We start from the raw sequence: 16,992 nt of genomic DNA, 5'->3' as shown, positions 1-16,992 counted from the left end.
TGAGGTAGATAATGGCACAGATTAAACTTAGGGGTAGGTTGGATACTTTTTACAAGGTTAGGGTTGTATTTATTGTTTCATTTGTAGTTTCCTTTATGCTTACGACCAAAATTGGACAAAATTATATACCAAATTCCTCACTGGTTACAAACAATATTGTAAGTTTCTACAGTAACTCAAACATTCTTAATTTTTACGGTACCATTATGGGACTTTTAATGGCTGCTTATACAGTACTGATCTCAATGATACCTATATTCCATCCAGACAGTTTAAAGCAGCCAATATTTGGACAGATCAATCGTCTATTTGTTTTTACGATTATGATTGGTCTAGCATCAATGCTTCTCAATTTTGCAAGTTTTATAGTGAATAAGTCTTCTCAATATTTTCTGTTTATTGAAGTATTTTTGTTTATAGCCTTAATAACTGGCATTATCTTCTCTGTGCTTTCGCTGTCGGATATATTCAACATATTGAGAGGTAAGAAAATATCAAGAGAACTTCCAAGGGAAACTGGGAAAAGGGGTTCACGTATAAATCAAGAGAGCGAAAAAGATGGTTCAGCTAGATAAATGGATTATATTTTTTTGGTCTCTATTTATCTTAATATTAACAATATTCTCATTTCTTAGACTTTACCTTATTCGATGGTGGGAGAAGCATGAAGAAGTAATCGATCCTTCTTTTAATCCAAAAGTCCATGTTATAGTACCGTGTAAAGGCATTGATCTAAATATGGAAGACAATCTAAAGTCTATTTTGTCTCAGTCATACAAAAATTTCAGTCTTGTTGCTGTCGTAGATTCAGAAAATGATCCATCATTTGATTTACTCAAAAAATTGCACATAGATACCTTGAAGACAGATATGAGCTACAGTGGGAGTGGAAAGGTCAGGGCTATAAGTACAGCTCTTAAAGACATACCTGATGAAGATATCGTAATTCTTGTAGATTCGGATACTATGGTGAGTGAGAATTGGATTCTTTATCTTATTAATCCACTCAAGAAGCCTAGCACTGGTGCTGTAAGCACCTATCCTTTCTATATACCAGTTGACAATAAAAATTTCTGGGGCATGGTAAAAAAAATATGGGGCTACCTTGGAATAAATATGATGGAATTCAGACCTGCCAGATTTGTGTGGGGCGGCTCTGTAGCATTTAGAAGATCACTGATCGGGGAGAACGATTTCAAATCATTCAGTCAGGCAGTATCTGATGATGCGACCATTACTGCCATATGCAAGAGAAAAAATCTTGCAATTGAATATTCAAAAAAGGCAACACCAAAGGTATTGGTGAAAGAAGACAAATATTCCTTTATGGAATGGTCAAATAGGCAGATGGCAATCAGTCTTTCCTATGCAAAGTCGGCCTTCCATGTGGGCATTCTGATGTACGGACTTGTGATAATGTATATTATTACTCTTATACCTTTAACTTTGTTTGTCTGGTGGGGGTTTATTTTGGGCTATATACCATATCTTTTTAGCATAGGAGTCAATGTAAATAGGGATAGAAAACACATTGCGAGAACAGTGATAATTACCATAATAATGCCGTTCATATTTATTCTTAATATGATAAATGGTAACAAGATGAGCCATATAGAGTGGAGAGGAGAAAAATATGCACTTAGATGATAACTCCTCTTACAGATGATTGCACCTTTGCTTTTAGTAAACATAAACGTGCGGAAAAAATTTGCTGAGAAGATGATCTAATCCTATCCTTTTCGATCATTATCGTATTTATAGATAATCAGCATATAGACAATATGGCTTCACTAAAGCTTTATTATAAATTAGGAGTAATTGGATCATTGATTGTAATATTAATTGGAGTTGCAGTAATATTTCTTCACCAATTGACTTCGTATATTTCATTTTTCGGGACAGTTTCTATGGGTGCTGATGTTGTTACAAACATGGTTTTCGGTGTGGTTGCATTACTGGGTACTGAAATAAGCAGGAGAAAAAGAGACGTTGGATTGACAGCCATGACTGTAATCTCTTTTGCAGGAATACTCGCATATCCAGGTATTTTTACAATTGGTTACATAGTAGTTCTTATTGCAGTTTTGATAGCATTCATTAAAAAATAACCCAATACTTTATAATTTAGACCATTTTTTGAGGAAATTTTGGAACTAATACTGCACAATGCTCCATTATTCCTTAATCTGCCTAATTGTCTCCCCATTGGAGCATTCAAGCCATGTCATATGAGCCATTCCACAAGTGTCATTAAATAGAGTGATATTCCTATGTAATATTGATTCTTTTGAAAGGTGTTGATAAGAATCATTAAAGGGATTTATTTCAATTTTATGACCACGATATAACAAAATATTAATAGAAATCAATGATCAACCCTTATGGCATACGAGGCTGAAATTAGCAGAAGAAGACCTGGTTTATTCATTTTTTTGGTTGACCAGTCAAGATCAATGAGCAGAAAGATATCTGGTGGAAGTCAATCAAAGGCTCAGGAAGCGGCTGACGCAATTAATAAGCAATTAAATGAAATAATAAGCAGATGTACGAAGTCTGACGGAGTTAGACCCTATTTTGAGGTAGGTGTCATAGGTTATGGTTACAAGAGTGGTGAAGCAACCGGCTTAATTTCTGATGCGCCTATACCAATAAATGAACTTGAATCACACATTTTGAGAATGGAAAAGAAAAAGCAAAATATAGATGGCGAGGAGATAGAGATCGAATTTCCAGTATGGTTTGATCCTGTCGCATCCTTCGATACACCTATGGTCAAGGGCTTGACTATAGCAAAACAGTGGATTGAAGACTGGGTACAGAGAAATCCAGAGTCATTCCCGCCAGTTTTAATTAACATCAGTGATGGGGGGGCCACGGATGGTGATCCTGTTCCAGTAGCTGAGAATATTATGAGCATTGAGACCTCGGATGGGAAGACTCTTATTTGGAACTGCCATATTTCCGAAAAGGGAGAGAAGAGCGTAAGTTTTCCAACAGATGAGAGCCAGATTCCTGATGAGAAACACTCCAAGGAAATGTTTGAGATGAGCAGCGTTATACCGGATTCAATGCTTGCTATTGCCAAGGAGGAATATGCTAACGTTGATACTGGTGCAAGGGCTTACGTATATAATGCCAATTTAGAGGATCTCATAAGACTTCTGGATATAGGTACAAGGGTTGTTTATAACAAGGTCAAGTAATGACCATAAAATCTTTCAATTTTTCTAAGGTGGGAAACCGCCAGGAGGAGTCCGAGGACAGCTTTGCCTTAAACTCTCAAAAGGGGAGATATGCTATATGCGATGGCGCAAGTGATTCTATCTTTTCAGGTTTATGGGCAAAATGCTTAGCTGACAGCTTTGTTTCAGAGCCATACAATCTGGACAGTGAGGAAGAATATTTTCTCATGCTTACTGATGCAAGAAAAAAATGGTTTTCAAGCATTAACTGGGCTCGTTTACCGTGGAATGTGAAGAACAAATCCATAAGAGGTTCATACTGCACATTTCTGGGCGTATCAATTGTGAGTGATGATGCCATCTATTGCGATGCCTGGGCAGTTGGAGATTCCTGTCTTTTTATTTTCGAGGATAATAATTTTTCAAGCTTCCCGTTGACAAAACCGGAAGACTTTGGCGTTCATCCGGATCTTGTATGGAGCGGTTATGGTCACCCGATGAATGAAAGGAAGGAATATAGACCAGATTACAAAGTTAAGAAGTTATCTATTGAGATTCCAGAAGGCAGCAAAATAGTAATTGCGACAGATGCCCTTTCTAAATATCTGATGGAAGGGGGAGAAGAATCATTGAATAATGTTTTACAGAATATGCATTCAAGGGATTTCTTCGATGAAAGGCGTAGTGATGGCTCAATAAAGAATGACGATTTGTCAGCAGTTATTATTTCATTTTCATGATCTTTGGAAGATCAACACCATCCCAGTCTGGATCATGAGTTATGTATTCCTTCAATATTTTGGCCAATCTTAAGGATTTACCTCCAAGTTTATCTAGCTTTAAAAAAACCTCAGACTTTTCTGGAGAATTAAAATCATTTATGTCAAAGAGGAGTTTATCAGGATCGTTCTGGTTATGTACCCAGAGATCTGGAGATTTTGAAAGTGCATAAAGAGAAAGATAGATGACAAGTGCTGAAAAATTATCCAGTCTGGGTCCGTAATATTTCCCTCTTTTTGGGTGCTGAAAAGACTCGTGGCCAAGTTCTTCTGAACCTAAATTACTCAGGGCTTTTACAAACATTCCATCATAATCAATTATTTTGATCTGCAATTTGTCTGTAATCAAAATGTTATCCCCTGAGAGGTCACCGTGGGCTATGGACTGTGACTGCATATCTATGACACATTGTAAAAATGATTTTGCTATTGCACTCATTTTTGCAGAGTCCTTGTAATTTTCATTTACATAATTAAACAGAGTCTGACCCTCAATCCATTCCATGGTTATGACCGGGAAATATTCTGAGGGCTTGGAAGGTGTTCTTACAGCATCTGCATAATATCTGAAATCAATTAAAAATGGGAGTCTGGCGCTCTCAATTTTTTTACTTATTTCGTAATATCTGATGTCTATATATTGGCTCGCCCTTGTGAAACATTTCATAGCATAGAAATTCTCCTTCATTTGAAATTTGAATACAACACCAAAATTTCCAGCCCCATGAATTAACGACTTGTATTTTACATTGGAATTTGGGATGAATTTTGATGAGCGCAGGTCATCATATTTTTTTGATATACTAAAATCCACGTTTTGCAGTGCCTGTGCGTATGATGAAGAATTCGGCCAGCTTCTTTTGGTCCTCTGGGGAGGTGGAGATGATGGGCTCTCCTCCTCCTTGATCTCCTGACTTGACTTGTTGAATTCACTTATTCTTTCCACATCATCCTTAAAATCACTTAGCTCCTTCTCTATTCTTGCAAATTTTCCATCCTTTCCAAGTACATAAAAGGAGAGATGATATTGTCTTTCTATGTCTATCCTTAAATTTATTCTGAATGATCCATCTCTCTTTCTTAATTTTTTAACAAAGTCTCTCCCTTTGTAATCCCTTATTGTAACCTCGACCATTCTTAGGTATTTGTTATTTTCTGGAACAACCCTTATGAGCATTCTTTTTTTCTTCTCGTCATAACTGATTCCCTCAGCCCTAGCATTGGGTAGCACTTCCCTGTATTTTTTATAGAGAATTTTTTTTATCCCCTTCAATTCAGACTGTTCAGATTCCATTACCTTCCTCTGATAGACGCATTATGCTTAATAATATTAAAATCTATGCCCCTTCCACCTAACATGTGGAAAATATATAATCGATTGTCCATTGAGGTTTAAGAATTATGTCAAATAAGGAAAATATCATTATTTCTGCAAATCCTGGATCAGGAAAAACAGAGAGAATTGCTGAAGAAGTTGTATCGAAGATAAGGAATGGTATAAACCCACAGGACATTCTATGCATAACATTTACAAAGAAGGCTATGGGCGAAATGAGGGAAAGAATATGGAATAAGATGGTTGAAAAGGAATCGAAGGCAAATCCACCAAGAGTAGAGACATTTCATTCATTTTCCCTATCCCTTTTGATGGATCATGGATTGTATTCAGGAACAGTCTCAGAAAGATTCATGCGATATTCTATAATTCAGAGCATGTCCAGAAGAAATCTGATGAATTACGGAATTGAGACTTTGATGAAGGATTATCCCTATATGATTAACGTGGGAAAATTAGTAAATGCAATAAAATTTCTCAAAAGCTACGGTATATACCCAAATTCTATAAACAAGGACAAACTTATAAAGGATATTGAGCACATATATGAAACCGAAGGTGGTGTAAAGGGTTACACATATGAAGAGATGAAAATACTGGGTGAAAAATTCATTCAGATTTTTACCGACTATGAAATGTCAAAGAAAACCGGATTTCTTGATTATAATGATTATTTGATTAAGGCCATAGAATATATGGAGCAGGGCTATCCAAAATACAAATATGTATTTGTTGACGAGGTACAGGATATAAGTGAGATTGAATCAAAAATAATTTCACTTTCGGCCCATAGGTATTTTCTTGTAGGTGATCAGAAGCAGGCAATTTTTGGCTTTCAAGGTGGGAATACAAAATCCTTTGAACGATATCTAAACAACCCCAATTTCTACCAGGATGGTATTGACGGAACCAGAAGACTTCCTGAAAACATAAAAAATTACTGCGTAAATTTTTATTTAAAGTCGGAACCGGGATACGCTGGAAAGGAATTTGACACCTTTCGATCTCACCTTAAGGAATGGGAAGGCACCGTTGACCTCATAGTTCCTGAGGATGAAAAATCAATAGTTGAGCTATTAACTCAGATATCTGAAAAAATTATTAAATCTGCTGATAAAAAGGAAACTATTGGCATAATTACGCGTACTAATTCTCAGGCTGCTGAGATATCGTCAAGCCTCACATCTCATAACATAGAACACCAAAAAATATATGGAGAAGGGGTGGACGAGGAAGCAAGCAGGGACATATATCTATTCCTAAGGGGGATTTTCAGCGACAGGGTTGAGGATATGATCGCAATGCTCTATTCTCCATATTCAGGATTGTCTCTTAAGAAAGCGATGGAATATGCAGATAAAATAAAATTTTCTGAAAATCCCCAGGTTCTACTTCCTGAGGAGATAAAATTTCTTAGGAAGGAATATGTAAATGATAAAAAAAGCCTTAAGAAACTATTTACTGACTATATAATTCCGTACAGTCTGAATCTAGGGCCGGAATATTTTTTCACTGCGAAAGATATATATGGAACACTGGACGAGTATTTCGATTACATAGGAATGGAGAACTTCACAACCCTATCGGATTTCCTCCTGTTCCTTATGCAGAGCAATGCCGGTGATGAAGATATACCAGAATACTCAAGGATAAGTGTTTTAACAGTGCATAAGGCCAAAGGTCTTCAATTTGACCACGTCATCTATCTACCGAAATATGTAAGAGGAAAGGACAGGTCACCTGTGGATACTGTGGTTGAACTTGTACTGAAACAGTTTGGTCACAGCTATGGCTTTGAGGAGCGGGAGAGGGAGGAGAATAGAATAGATTTTGTGGCCATATCAAGAGCCAGAAAATCCCTGTATATTCTGACAGGAAAGAAAAATGCTGATAGATATAATGTGGAACCATGTTCCATGAAATACGGAAGGATAGAGAACAAAATTGAAAATGAATTTGTAACGCTAAAATCACTTATGGAAAATAAGAAAAAGGAGAAAGGCGATCCCTGGATCGTTAGTTATATTGAAAAGAAAATGAAAAGCTTCCAGAACCTTAGTTTTACCATGATGTCCAATCTAAAAAAGGGGAGACTTGAGGATTTTGTAATAACATACATTCTTGGAATCAGAGAAAGTTCATCAGCGGCAGATTTCGGTACAAAAATACATTCCTATATTGAGAATTATATCAACACAAAGGAGAAGCCTCAAAATCTCATGGATCCAAATGAGCTGGAGGCGTGGAAGAATTTTGCAGAATATGACAGAGTTATTACACAGAATTATAAGGGCAATTGGATCGAATCGGAATTAAAAATAAAGAAAAACGTAAAGGAAATTATAGGAAATACAGAGGATTCCGTTAATATTGATGGAAGGATCGATGGTGTATATACATACATGGATGGGAATATTGAAAAATATGTGGTTGTTGATTTCAAAACATCAAAGAAACCCAATCCAGAATATGCCCAGCAATTGTCCCTGTACGCATATCTGTTTTCAATTGAAAGGTCCATTAACCTTGAGAGCATAGAATCGGAAATAGCCTACATATCCCTAAGGGAGGAAAAGATCAACACAGGTCGAATGCAATGGAAGAATGAACGAATACCCTATGAAATAGAGATGAGAAGCTTTGAGGAGGTAAAGGAATATATAGAAAAATTCCTAACGTACAGAAGATCCACGGAAGCATTTATAAGGGATGTAATGGAAGAAAGGGGAAATTCTAAATTGTTCAGGCAATTTCAGGAGGAACTAAAAGGAGAACGTGACCTATGATATCATTGCCTGTGTATCTTATGATAGACATATTTACCTTCGGCGGTCCCCTCTTCATATCAATTGTGGGTAGGGTAAAATTTCTGGAACATTATAAGGCGACAGTTACTTCAATAGTAACAGTGGCAATTCCCTATATCATATGGGATATGCTTGTAACTGGAGTAGACTGGCATTTTAACCCCAAATATGTTCTTCCCATAAGAATAGTCGATCTTCCCATTGAGGAGATTCTGTTCTTTTTTGTGGTTCCCTTTGCGATGTTATTTGTGTTTGAATATATCAGGGAATATTCAAGGGAGAGAACAGTAGAGGGATCATCGGTGCTTTATGTGTCATCAATAGCATTTGTAATTATAATAATTCTTACGTTTTTGTCTTACAGTATTCAGTACCTTTTCCTTGCATTGATCTCCCTGGATGTGCTCTTTGTGTCGCAATTCCTCTCCAATTTCAATCTTTTCCGAAGCAAGAATTATTGGTTATACATGCTGACTGGAGTAATCGCATTTCTCATAGTGAATTACATTCTAACTTCACTGCCCGTGGTTGAATATTACACTTCAAGGATTCTAACCACATCTTCATGGAATGGACGTATAACAACCATACCAATGGAGGATTTTATATACAATTTTTCCTTGCTATCTTTCTATCTCTTCTTCTATAAAATGTATGAAAAATATCTTTGAAAATTAGAGGTTTAGTTCTTTCCTCGCATTTTCAAATTCACTCTCCATTAGGGTATTTCCCAAATTTTCCTTACTTATGATCCTACAAGGGTGATGGGTTCTTGAAGAAATGAAGGCATTTAGGATTATTCTCATCTTCGAGGGTTTGATCTTTTTTGAATAAACAACGAATGGATTCTTGTATATCTTTTTGGCAGTCCACAGATACATATCAGTTGCAACTTTCACCGGAATGAGGTTTTTCTGGTCTATGAATGCAAAGCCCTCCTGCCCCAGTTCATTCCACTTTCGGAATCTTTCAATTTCGTATCTCATAAGGGAGATGAACTGTTTCTTCTTTTGAACTGTTTCACTGTATTCCAGAGTTTCAAGGCCAAATTTATGTAAATCCTCCTGTGGTAAATACTGTCTTCCAAGGGACAGATCCTCCGAAACATCCCTTATGAAGTTTATAAACTGCATTGTTCTTCCAAGCATTCTCGCATTGAAAAGCGCCTGATAGGGCAAATCAAGTATTCTTGACATCATTAATCCTATAACCTCAGCCGATCCATACATGTAGTCAATTGTCTCATCTATGGTTTGATATTTTTTATGGTGAAGGTCCATTTCCATGCTGTCCAGAAATGCCATTATCCAATCAGAGTTGAAATCTCTTCTCCTGGATAGATCAACCATATCCCTTATGATTTCATCTTCGCACTCCTTTCCCTTAAGGCACTCTTCGGTTTCTCTCCTGAACTTTAGAAAATCGTTTGTTTTCTGAGGTATACTGTCAACCAGATTATCGGCTACTCGCACGAAGGAGTAGAGTGTGGTGACATCCTTCCTTATACCCTCAGAAAAGAATCTGGAACTATTGTAATAGGTCCGGCTCCCCTCTTTGAATATCTTTTTCTTAGTGGTTTTCAATCTTTCTCCCATTTAACTCCCCCTCCTTAACAAAGTCGACGCCGTTGTGAATCTCCTTGAGAGATTCTGTTGCAACTGAGGCCGAAATTATAACCATGGGCATACCTATGCCAGGATTTGTGTACTGACCAGCATAAAATAGATTTGACACCCTCCTGCTTATGTTCTTTGGACGGAACATGGCTGTCTGGGAAAGTGTGTGAGCCAGTCCAAAGGCAGATCCTTTCAGGGAATTGTACTGGCTTGCAAAATTCTGCGGGCCAAAGAATCTCTTCACAACAATCCTGTCTTTCAATTCTTCCCCGGTCTGTTTTCCTATGATCTCAAGCACCTGATCTAGATATCTGTTGTATATTTCCTCGGTGGCAGTCAGGCCGGCTGAAACTGGAATCAGAACCACAATATTCTCATGATCCGGTGGTGCCACTGTACTGTCTGTTTTGCTCGTCATGGAGACATAAAAGGAAAATTTCTCCGGCCACGTATGATTACTGTATATTGATGAGAAGTGTTCTTCCCAGTCATCCATAAGGAACAAGTTATGATGTTCCAACCCCTTGATTCTCCCTTCAATTCCAAGGTACATCATTATTACAGATGGAGCAAGTACTCTGGAATTCCAGTAAGTATCATCATGCTCCCTCGATTGCTCTGGAAGAAGTTTATTTTCAGTAAAGGAGTATGGACAGGCAGATATGACATAATCTGTTTTTATATATCTGCTGTCAGTCATAATTCCATCAACGGTATTTCCAGTTGTGTCCAGATACCTGGCGCTTTCACCGAATATAAAATCCACTCCTTCCTGCTTTGCTATATCATACAGGGATTCCACAATCTTTCCTATGCCTCCCATGGGATACCATATCCCTGCATCGAAATCTACCGAAACCATCAAATCGTATATTGATGGTACATTGAATGGAGATCCTCCAAGGAAAACTGTTGTAAATTCCAGAATCTTCTGCAGTTCCTCATTTTTGAAATATTTTTTAACATGGCTATGGTAAGATTGGAACAATCTTATCCTGCTCTTTGAAGCAGCAAGGAGCATTTTGAATGTATCCATCCTGTTTTTGTAATTGCTCCACAGGAAGTTTTCCATTGAGACCTTATATTTCTTTCTGGAGCTGGATATAAATTTATCCAGCTTCTTTCCTCCATTCTCCTCCATCCCATCGAACAGATTCCTTATTCTTTCATAGCCGTCAGGTATGCTTATTGCGTGGCCATTCTGGAAGAACAACTTGTAGTGAGGGTCAAGCTTTACCAGGTTGAGCTCCTCATCAATATTTCTTCCTATCTTTTCATAAAACCACCTGAATACCTCTGGCATCATTACCCAGGAGGGCCCCATGTCAAAGGTAAATCCATCGGCCCTCAGAACTGATGCCACTCCTCCCGGTTTTTGGTTCTTCTCCACCACTGTAACAACATAATTCTTTCTTCTCAGAAGTATTGCTGAAGCAAGTCCGCTTAAACCTGCGCCAATAACAACGACCTTCTTAGCCTCTGGAAGTTCCATCATCAATTGGAACCACCCCTTTTTGTCTGTTCCTTATCCTTGATATATTTTGGAAAATCCTTAACTATGTTTGGTCTGGAGTAAAATTTGGGCGCATATAGAAAACCAAAGCTGTATCCTTTCTTTCCACTACTGTATCTGTGATGTATTTCATGGGCTGCTATGATTCTGTTAAGATATTTTGAAAACTGTGGCCTCTTTACCTTTATTCTCTGATGGAATATTATATCATGAAAAATAGCGTAACCTGCACCGTAAAGAGTCATACCTACCCCAATCCAAAAATAGGGCATTGATAGATTTCTGAATCCAAAGTATATGAGTATTATGGCAATTATGGCAAACCCTATTGAGTATGCATCATTCTTTTCCAGTATGCCTTTTTTAGTTCCGGGTGGTCTGTGATGACTCTCATGAAGAAACCATCCAACACCATGCATCACATATTTGTGAAGTGCCCATGCAACACCTTCCATGAGGATTGCACTGGCAATCATTATTCCTACACCAGTAAGTATTACGGTATAATCCATAAGTATGTAGAGTTTAAAATAAAATCAATCCATGTAAAATAAATTTTGACAACTGATATTCCATAATTATCTAGTTTTTTCTTATAAGATTACCTATGACCAATGCGTAAACCACTATGAATACTATCACTGCAGGTATGATTCCAACATTTACCTCGGGCGCAAATACCAGAAGAAAGATGAATCCAAAGGATACTATAAGAACACCACCTCCTATTTCTGAGACATGGGTGGAAAAACTATTGAGTTCTCTCCTCACTTCAGCCGGGTCGTATCCTGATCTTACCATAGCCTTCCATAATTTTCCTGAGGTTTCCTGCGATATCAATAAGATAATGGAGAATTCAAGTATTAGGAGCAAAAGGGAAAGAAATCCTGCGGACTTGGGATTTATGGCGGAAAGGGATGGTGCAAAGGATGAAACGTAACCTGTTGAAAAAATTATGGCAAGGATTGGGAACAGGAATGTGAAAAATTTGATTTTGGAGAAGCCATTCAGGTTAATCTGTTCACCCTTATTTCTCGATGGCAACATTACCGAAATCAGGAAGAAGAACAGATACAGGGATGCCAGAACATATCCTACGTTACTATCGGCACTCAGTAAAAAAGCAAGGAAAAATATTAACCCTCCTGAGAGAGATAGCAGGAATGAAATGTCCATTTTCATTTTACCACCCATTGAGTCTCCCCAGGTTAAGGGCAGCATGTCCCAGACTTTCACTAACTGGGTCCCATATTACGTCACCAAGATAGGAATCTTTATTTTTTATGGATGCCCTTGGAACAAAGAGACCCTGGATTCTTTCATCTATTTTTCTGGCTACTATACCTTCTGGTCTTATATTCACCACTGTAACGAGACCACCGATTGAAATAAGTTTTCTTCTCAATTCATCTATGAGAAATCTGTTCCTCTCATCTATTGAAGTAATAACAGCTATCCTTGCCTTCGTCTCAAGGACAAGTCTTGCCATTGTTTTATCTATAGGATATGAAGATGTGATTACCCTCGACGATTCTACTCTGAGAAGTATCTTTTTGATCTGATTAAATGTGTCTGTTCCTGAGGAAGGGACCACAAAGTCCTGTCTTCTTACCATCCTTGATGATATAGGCCAATAACCAACATTGTAACCTCTTGATATGAGGTAGTTTGATCCTGAAAGAATAAGTGATATGGCGTATTCCAATGGGTTCTCATATTCTGTCCCACGCCTCATGAGCATGGAGGTGTCCAGATAGAATATGTATGTTTTCATTCCTTCTCTTTCATACTGATTTACCATCAATCCTTTCTGAAATTGAACTCGTGCAGAAGCCTTCCAGTTTATGGATTTAAACGGATCGCCAGGCGCATATTCCCTTATGCTCTCAAAATCAGTTGTTGGTGGTCCAAGTCTTGTCATGGAATTTCTTGGCTTTGGTTTCCTCGTTTTTAATATAAACTGGCTTTTCTTAAGCATTTTTATTTCAGGGTCTATCTGAATATTCTTTCCAACATTAACATCAAACTTCCTTGTCTTACCAGCTCCAATCAATGGGTTAAAATCGATCATCAGATTGGTCCATGAAAAGATGCCCCTTCTCATGGCTTTTCCTCTGTATGTAAAAGTTTCCCTCCTTTCCCAGAAACCTTTGTAAAATACGTGGACGTTTGTGCCATCAACAATCTCCATCTCGTCATAGGTTGGCATTGAAATATTGACAAGCCCGTAGCCACCCCTAATGCTTATTTCTACGGAAACTTCAAATTCATCACCAACCCTTATTCGATCAGGGATTTCATATGAATAATCGAGATGGACATCCATTTCTGCATATACAAGCATTGCAAGGAATATCAGTGGGAACACAAATACTGCAATCATTATTTTCTGAGTCGCAACCAATCCACCAAAGGCTATTCCGCCGGAAATTATTGTAAATAATATAACCTGCTTATTCCACGTGCCAATCAAATTTCATCACTTTGGCACTTCTAATTTTTCCAGAAATTCATTTACGACGTCTTCCTGCTTCACCTCATCCATGACCTGCTCTGGTTTAAGAACAAGACGATGAGCTATGCAATTAACAGCCATGGCCTTAACATCATCAGGGATCACAAAATCTCTCCCCTTTACCATGGCATATGATCTGGATACACGAAGCAGTGAAATGATGGCTCTTGGGCTTGGCCCAGCCATTACTCTCCTGTCATTTCGCAACTCTCTAAAGGACGAAATATATTTCATTATCTCATCATCCACCGAAATATTCTCACTGATTTCCTGTAGTTTTAATAGAGACGTTTGATCGAGAATTTTTATTGCCTTAGATGAAGGATCATCTGTTTTCCATTCCTTTCTTCTTCTCAATATTTCCAGATCGTCCTCGGGATATCCAAAGGAAAGTTGTATCATAAATCGATCCATCTGAGCCTCGGGGAGTGGATAAGTCCCCTCAAATTCAATGGGATTCTGTGTTGCTATGACCAGAAATGGGGATGGCAGAGATATGGTCTCGCCTTCAATTGTAACCTGTTTTTCCTCCATGGATTCCAGAAGTGCAGCCTGGGTTTTTGGTGGTGCCCTGTTGATCTCATCTGCAAGAATTAGATTGGAGAATATGGGTCCCTTCATGGTTTCAAATTGGCCAGTAGAAGCCCTCCAAATTCTTGTTCCTGTTATGTCGCTTGGTAGAAGATCAGGCGTAAACTGAATTCTCTTGAAGGAGAGACCAAGAACGGAAGACATAAGCTTTGCCACGAATGTCTTGCCTATACCAGGGTTATCCTCAAGTAGAATATGGCCAGATGAAATTATTGCAGATACCATCTTTGATAGATTTTCCCTATCACCTACGAAATATTTAGAAATCTCATTTACTATACCCGTTGTTCTGTTTAGACTCTCTTTAATGTCATCTTCAAAATTACTTTTCATACAATTTTTCACTCCTTTCTATATTTCTCAGGATACCGTCCATTATTTTTCGTCTTTTCTCTATTTCTCTCCTTATTCTCTGCCTGCTACTTTCAATATCCAGTGAAAATTTTATTGGCAATTTATATTCAACTATGGGTTTTAAAAATCTCTCCACATCATCATTACTGAAACCTGTTTCTGAAAGATAAGTAGATAAATTAATTAAAATCTTTTCTTTTCGTCCATTTGCTTCAAAGTCCTTAATTGATTCCGCAACTTTTGATATCTTCCCTATTTCAGTCACACTCTCTTTCTTGTTGAACTTCGCATAAACCTGAAATGAATTCCTTTGGGTCATTGAAGACAGTGAATTATATCCTTGAAACAGTATTCTTATAACTACTCCTACACCAATTATGAATATTATTACTAGCAGAGAGTCCTTGTAAGTATTTATGGTATTTTGTAAATATAATCCATAGAGAAAACCTACAAGCGCAAAGGAGACCAGATAAAAATCTCTGTTAGAAACCATAAAGCCAGCAAGCTTTGAAATCTCCTCCTTTGGATTTTCAAGATAGTAATAGAATGGTGATGTCAGAACCATTACAACGGCTGCAAAGGAGAAAGCGTAAGTAAGATCGACGAGCGATGGTTGCGTTGAACTAAAAAGTGCCAGTATGAAAGGGAAGAATGATATGGAAAATTTTTTTGTTGCGTTTGTGACAGCCTCATCAACATGATACCTTTCGCTGTGTGCGTAAAGATAAATTGATGAAAAGATAAAAGTTAAAATGAGAAAACTATAAATCAAAGCATCCTCCAGACTTATTAAATCTCTGGCGGAAGAAAACAGAATGGAGAATACAATAACATATACAATAAAAGAAGATATGAGTGGCGCAATAATTATTTTTGCATATGAAGATAGTAGAAATCTCTTCCTATTTTCCAGGAACACTGAGATCTGTCGTCCTATCAAATATATGGATATTGAGAGGAGAAAAAGACCTATGACGGGAGGGAGTAAAGATAAAATGAAAACGATCATTAACAATAAACCTGCAATACCCTCTAATGGGTATTTTCTATTGGTTCTATTGCCCAAAATTCTCACTTCTCCATATTATAAGTGGGTTTTTCATTGATCTCTTTAGATCTCTTAGAAATTCTTCATATTCCATTCTGGAAATATTCTTTTTACCATAGAATATCCTTTCGAAAGTGTGAATCATATTTAATGCCCTGCTCTGATCGGCAATCCTCTCTTCAATGGTATTGTTTCCAAGGATTTCTCTCAAGGTTTTTGTCATTTCTCTCTCGAGAATTTCCTCTCCAAGATTAGCTCTCACTGTATCCACAACATCCTGTTCATAAATATTTCCCATTATGTCCAATTTTTCAATTTTTTCTTTGTCAATTATTTCAATTGTATTTATTCCTTCATTTATTGAAAGTTCTCCCCTATTAAATTCTTTTGATACAGGTTCTGAATTGAGAGACATTGAAATGCCATTCTTAATTTCGTACTGCAATTTATCTTTGAAATTCCATAGAGGTGGAAGATCTTTTCCAATAGGTAAAACTAAACCATCAATAGGAGGTATTGTAAAGTAAGGAATAGCGGTCTTTATCATAATAGGACTATTCCCAGCTTTATTCTCGTTTCCGTCCATTACCAGAGGTATCTCGGAAACTTCCTTTTCATCTTTTTTATCCTTTCTTTGCTTTGAAATTGCTCTTGCGGCAGGCTTTCCTCTCCTTATTACCATTACTACCACAAGGATCGCTGTCAGGACAATTACAATGGCAATTAGTATAAGCGGGTTTATGATTATTCTAAATACATTGTTTTGAACATTTGTTATTTGGGTTGTTTTGCCAGCTCCTGTACTTCCGCCACCCCCCGGAGTGCTGGGTTTGCCTCCTCCCACCAGGCTTAAATTGAGAGGTGGGAACTTGAAGTGAAATGGATCAGGGAACGAGAAGTTAATTATGGGTATGTTGAAAGGATTCTTCAAGTTAATACCGGGAAGATGAAAATTTATTGGAAAATTTGGTAAATTCAATCCAAGACCCGAACCAGCACCATTTCCAAAACCATTCCCCCCACCAGAGCCACCTCCTGAACCTCCTCCAGATCCTATGGAGCCTCCACCGGATCCACCTCCTCCTTGAACTGGTTGAATCACAGTAATTGCTGATATGAGCAACCATGTAACAACAAGAATAGCAATTATGGAAACTATGGCACTGCGCCAGTTCATAATATATGAAATAATTTGATTTATTATAATGTTATGTTTGAATCTTTGATGATGGTAATAGATATATATGC

16 protein-coding genes are annotated in these 16,992 nt (G+C 37.6%); 7 read left to right on the top strand and 9 right to left on the bottom strand.

The window, feature by feature from the left end:
* The first annotated feature begins 11 nt into the window (after positions 1 to 11).
* The 5 genes from ACNF42_RS00220 to ACNF42_RS00200 all read left to right on the top strand — a co-directional run bounded on the left by ACNF42_RS00220 (position 12) and on the right by ACNF42_RS00200 (position 3,922).
* A complete protein-coding gene (locus ACNF42_RS00220) occupies positions 12 to 575 on the top strand; it encodes a hypothetical protein (RefSeq protein ID WP_443337580.1) in 564 nt (187 codons plus the stop codon).
* Positions 559 to 1,647: a glycosyltransferase family 2 protein gene (locus ACNF42_RS00215; RefSeq protein ID WP_443337579.1), complete on the top strand. Its 1,089-nt coding sequence runs from the start codon at positions 559 to 561 to the stop codon at positions 1,645 to 1,647. Before ACNF42_RS00220 ends, ACNF42_RS00215 begins: the two co-directional genes overlap by 17 nt.
* Positions 1,648 to 1,781: 134 nt before the next feature.
* Positions 1,782 to 2,108: a hypothetical protein gene (locus ACNF42_RS00210; RefSeq protein WP_443337578.1), complete on the top strand. Its 327-nt coding sequence runs from the start codon at positions 1,782 to 1,784 to the stop codon at positions 2,106 to 2,108.
* 273 nt (positions 2,109 to 2,381) lie between these two features.
* Positions 2,382 to 3,203, top strand: a complete 822-nt coding sequence (locus ACNF42_RS00205) for a vWA domain-containing protein (protein WP_443337576.1) — start codon at positions 2,382 to 2,384, stop codon at positions 3,201 to 3,203.
* A complete protein-coding gene (locus ACNF42_RS00200) occupies positions 3,203 to 3,922 on the top strand; it encodes a hypothetical protein (RefSeq protein ID WP_443337574.1) in 720 nt (239 codons plus the stop codon). Before ACNF42_RS00205 ends, ACNF42_RS00200 begins: the two co-directional genes overlap by 1 nt.
* Here ACNF42_RS00200 and ACNF42_RS00195 read toward each other — a convergent pair.
* On the bottom strand, positions 3,906 to 5,255 hold the full coding sequence (locus ACNF42_RS00195) for a protein kinase domain-containing protein (protein ID WP_443337572.1): 1,350 nt from the start codon (positions 5,253 to 5,255) through the stop codon (positions 3,906 to 3,908). The two genes, ACNF42_RS00200 and ACNF42_RS00195, sit on opposite strands and share 17 nt — an antisense overlap.
* A 107-nt stretch (positions 5,256 to 5,362) precedes the next feature.
* Between ACNF42_RS00195 and ACNF42_RS00190 the strand changes: the two genes are divergently transcribed.
* Entirely contained in the window at positions 5,363 to 8,083 is a 2,721-nt protein-coding gene (locus ACNF42_RS00190) for a UvrD-helicase domain-containing protein (protein ID WP_443337570.1), read from the top strand.
* The gene (locus ACNF42_RS00185) at positions 8,080 to 8,775 is read left to right on the top strand and encodes a lycopene cyclase domain-containing protein (RefSeq protein ID WP_443337569.1); all 696 of its coding nucleotides are present in this window, start codon (positions 8,080 to 8,082) and stop codon (positions 8,773 to 8,775) included. The genes ACNF42_RS00190 and ACNF42_RS00185 overlap by 4 nt, the downstream gene beginning before the upstream one ends.
* 3 nt (positions 8,776 to 8,778) lie before the next feature.
* Here ACNF42_RS00185 and ACNF42_RS00180 read toward each other — a convergent pair whose 3' ends face one another.
* From ACNF42_RS00180 to ACNF42_RS00145, 8 genes are all read right to left on the bottom strand, one after another.
* A complete protein-coding gene (locus ACNF42_RS00180) occupies positions 8,779 to 9,699 on the bottom strand; it encodes a phytoene/squalene synthase family protein (RefSeq protein WP_443337568.1) in 921 nt (306 codons plus the stop codon).
* Positions 9,674 to 11,215: a phytoene desaturase family protein gene (locus tag ACNF42_RS00175; protein WP_443337567.1), complete on the bottom strand. Its 1,542-nt coding sequence runs from the start codon at positions 11,213 to 11,215 to the stop codon at positions 9,674 to 9,676. Before ACNF42_RS00175 ends, ACNF42_RS00180 begins: the two co-directional genes overlap by 26 nt.
* On the bottom strand, positions 11,215 to 11,745 hold the full coding sequence (locus tag ACNF42_RS00170) for a sterol desaturase family protein (RefSeq protein ID WP_443337566.1): 531 nt from the start codon (positions 11,743 to 11,745) through the stop codon (positions 11,215 to 11,217). The genes ACNF42_RS00175 and ACNF42_RS00170 overlap by 1 nt, the downstream gene beginning before the upstream one ends.
* Before the next feature lie 70 nt (positions 11,746 to 11,815).
* Positions 11,816 to 12,427 (bottom strand): hypothetical protein, encoded by a 612-nt coding sequence (locus ACNF42_RS00165; protein ID WP_443337564.1) that lies wholly within the window; start codon positions 12,425 to 12,427, stop codon positions 11,816 to 11,818.
* Positions 12,417 to 13,706 (bottom strand): DUF58 domain-containing protein, encoded by a 1,290-nt coding sequence (locus tag ACNF42_RS00160; RefSeq protein ID WP_443337563.1) that lies wholly within the window; start codon positions 13,704 to 13,706, stop codon positions 12,417 to 12,419. The genes ACNF42_RS00165 and ACNF42_RS00160 overlap by 11 nt, the downstream gene beginning before the upstream one ends.
* Before the next feature lie 6 nt (positions 13,707 to 13,712).
* A complete protein-coding gene (locus tag ACNF42_RS00155) occupies positions 13,713 to 14,672 on the bottom strand; it encodes an AAA family ATPase (protein WP_443337562.1) in 960 nt (319 codons plus the stop codon).
* Positions 14,662 to 15,762, bottom strand: coding sequence for a hypothetical protein (locus tag ACNF42_RS00150; RefSeq protein WP_443337560.1), 1,101 nt, complete (start codon positions 15,760 to 15,762; stop codon positions 14,662 to 14,664). Before ACNF42_RS00150 ends, ACNF42_RS00155 begins: the two co-directional genes overlap by 11 nt.
* Positions 15,752 to 16,921: a hypothetical protein gene (locus tag ACNF42_RS00145; protein WP_443337559.1), complete on the bottom strand. Its 1,170-nt coding sequence runs from the start codon at positions 16,919 to 16,921 to the stop codon at positions 15,752 to 15,754. Before ACNF42_RS00145 ends, ACNF42_RS00150 begins: the two co-directional genes overlap by 11 nt.
* Between the last annotated feature and the right edge of the window lie 71 nt (positions 16,922 to 16,992).

The sequence above is a fragment of the Cuniculiplasma thermophilum genome (assembly GCF_052315355.1).
GTDB lineage: Archaea > Thermoplasmatota > Thermoplasmata > Thermoplasmatales > Thermoplasmataceae > Cuniculiplasma.
This window is presented reverse-complemented; position numbering and strand designations above follow the sequence as displayed.

Excerpts from the sequence above, each read along its gene's own strand:
- ACNF42_RS00220 (WP_443337580.1), top strand. The coding sequence starts at position 12 with ATGGCACAGATTAAACTTAGGGGTAGGTTGGATACTTTTTACAAGGTT.
- ACNF42_RS00215 (WP_443337579.1), top strand. The coding sequence starts at position 559 with ATGGTTCAGCTAGATAAATGGATTATATTTTTTTGGTCTCTATTTATC.
- ACNF42_RS00210 (WP_443337578.1), top strand. The coding sequence starts at position 1,782 with ATGGCTTCACTAAAGCTTTATTATAAATTAGGAGTAATTGGATCATTG.
- ACNF42_RS00205 (WP_443337576.1), top strand. The coding sequence starts at position 2,382 with ATGGCATACGAGGCTGAAATTAGCAGAAGAAGACCTGGTTTATTCATT.
- ACNF42_RS00200 (WP_443337574.1), top strand. The coding sequence starts at position 3,203 with ATGACCATAAAATCTTTCAATTTTTCTAAGGTGGGAAACCGCCAGGAG.
- ACNF42_RS00195 (WP_443337572.1), bottom strand. The coding sequence starts at position 5,255 with ATGGAATCTGAACAGTCTGAATTGAAGGGGATAAAAAAAATTCTCTAT.
- ACNF42_RS00190 (WP_443337570.1), top strand. The coding sequence starts at position 5,363 with ATGTCAAATAAGGAAAATATCATTATTTCTGCAAATCCTGGATCAGGA.
- ACNF42_RS00185 (WP_443337569.1), top strand. The coding sequence starts at position 8,080 with ATGATATCATTGCCTGTGTATCTTATGATAGACATATTTACCTTCGGC.
- ACNF42_RS00180 (WP_443337568.1), bottom strand. The coding sequence starts at position 9,699 with ATGGGAGAAAGATTGAAAACCACTAAGAAAAAGATATTCAAAGAGGGG.
- ACNF42_RS00175 (WP_443337567.1), bottom strand. The coding sequence starts at position 11,215 with ATGATGGAACTTCCAGAGGCTAAGAAGGTCGTTGTTATTGGCGCAGGT.
- ACNF42_RS00170 (WP_443337566.1), bottom strand. The coding sequence starts at position 11,745 with ATGGATTATACCGTAATACTTACTGGTGTAGGAATAATGATTGCCAGT.
- ACNF42_RS00165 (WP_443337564.1), bottom strand. The coding sequence starts at position 12,427 with ATGGGTGGTAAAATGAAAATGGACATTTCATTCCTGCTATCTCTCTCA.
- ACNF42_RS00155 (WP_443337562.1), bottom strand. The coding sequence starts at position 14,672 with ATGAAAAGTAATTTTGAAGATGACATTAAAGAGAGTCTAAACAGAACA.
- ACNF42_RS00145 (WP_443337559.1), bottom strand. The coding sequence starts at position 16,921 with ATGAACTGGCGCAGTGCCATAGTTTCCATAATTGCTATTCTTGTTGTT.